The sequence below is a fragment of the Streptomyces sp. NPDC058308 genome (assembly GCF_042880275.1).
GTDB lineage: Bacteria > Actinomycetota > Actinomycetes > Streptomycetales > Streptomycetaceae > Streptomyces.
The window spans coordinates 1-1,176 of sequence record NZ_JBHVZA010000064.1 but is presented as its reverse complement, the minus strand read 5'-3'; the positions used below and the strand labels follow the sequence as shown (position 1 = coordinate 1,176).

Genomic DNA, 1,176 nt, shown 5'->3' with positions numbered 1-1,176 from the left:
CCGGTGATGGCCCCCCTTCTCCCGAAGTTACGGGGGCATTTTGCCGAGTTCCTTAACCATAGTTCACCCGAACGCCTCGGTATTCTCTACCTGACCACCTGAGTCGGTTTAGGGTACGGGCCGCCATGAAACTCGCTAGAGGCTTTTCTCGACAGCATAGGATCATCCACTTCACCACAATCGGCTCGGCATCAGGTCTCAGCCTTAATGTGCGACGGATTTACCTATCACACGGCCTACACCCTTACCCCGGGACAACCACCGCCCGGGCTGGACTACCTTCCTGCGTCACCCCATCACTCACCTACTACAAGTCTGGTCCGTCGGCTCCACCACTTTCCTTTCCCCGAAGGGTCCGGAACGGCTTCACGGACTTAGCATCGCCTGATTCGATGTTTGACGCTTCACAGCGGGTACCGGAATATCAACCGGTTATCCATCGACTACGCCTGTCGGCCTCGCCTTAGGTCCCGACTTACCCTGGGCAGATCAGCTTGACCCAGGAACCCTTAGTCAATCGGCGCACACGTTTCTCACGTATGTATCGCTACTCATGCCTGCATTCTCACTCGTGAACCGTCCACCACTAGCTTCCGCTGCAGCTTCACCCGGCACACGACGCTCCCCTACCCATCACAGCACCCGTTGGGGCTTATTGCTGCAATGACACGACTTCGGCGGTACGCTTGAGCCCCGCTACATTGTCGGCGCGGAATCACTAGACCAGTGAGCTATTACGCACTCTTTCAAGGGTGGCTGCTTCTAAGCCAACCTCCTGGTTGTCTGTGCGACTCCACATCCTTTCCCACTTAGCGTACGCTTAGGGGCCTTAGTCGATGCTCTGGGCTGTTTCCCTCTCGACCATGGAGCTTATCCCCCACAGTCTCACTGCCGCGCTCTCACTTACCGGCATTCGGAGTTTGGCTAAGGTCAGTAACCCGGTAGGGCCCATCGCCTATCCAGTGCTCTACCTCCGGCAAGAAACACACGACGCTGCACCTAAATGCATTTCGGGGAGAACCAGCTATCACGGAGTTTGATTGGCCTTTCACCCCTAACCACAGGTCATCCCCCAGGTTTTCAACCCTGGTGGGTTCGGTCCTCCACGACCTCTTACAGCCGCTTCAACCTGCCCATGGCTAGATCACTCCGCTTCGGGTCTTGAGCGCGCTACTA

Annotated in this window: 1 rRNA gene (only partly in view); it reads right to left on the bottom strand. The window is 56.8% G+C overall.

From position 1 onward, the window contains the following. A 23S ribosomal RNA gene (locus tag ACFVYL_RS37685) occupies positions 1–1,176 on the bottom strand (its annotated part extends 1,290 nt beyond the left edge of the window); the annotation flags it as partial.